Below are 346 nucleotides of genomic sequence, written 5' to 3'. Positions count from 1 at the left end.
GTGGTCGGACCCGGAGTACTGGGTCGACCAGGTCCGCAAGCCGGTCCGCTTCGCCGACGCCCTCGCGGCCCTCGACGGCGTCACCAGGTTCGTCGAACTCGGCCCGGACGGCGTGCTGTCCGCGCTCGTCCAGCAGCCCGTCGCCGTCACGGCGCCGCTGCTGCGCCGCGACCGTGACGAAGTCACCAACGTGCTCACGGCGCTCTCGACCCTGCACGTCAACGGCGTCCCGGTCGACTGGTCGCCGCTGTTCACGGGCGTCCGACCGGCCGAGCTGCCGACCTACGCCTTCCAGCACCAGCGGTACTGGCTGGAGACCCGCGCCCAAGCGCCGGCCGTGGCCGCC

At 73.4% G+C, this 346-nt stretch carries 1 pseudogene; it reads left to right on the top strand.

Going from position 1 to position 346, the window contains the following annotated elements:
* Positions 1 to 346, top strand: a pseudogene (locus PUR56_RS03940) (hypothetical protein); the annotation flags it as partial.

The sequence above is a fragment of the Streptomyces sp. BE303 genome (assembly GCF_036290945.1).
Classification (GTDB): Bacteria; Actinomycetota; Actinomycetes; order Streptomycetales; family Streptomycetaceae; genus Kitasatospora.
Note: the sequence above shows the minus strand (reverse complement) of the source record. Positions and strands in the feature narration are given on the sequence as shown.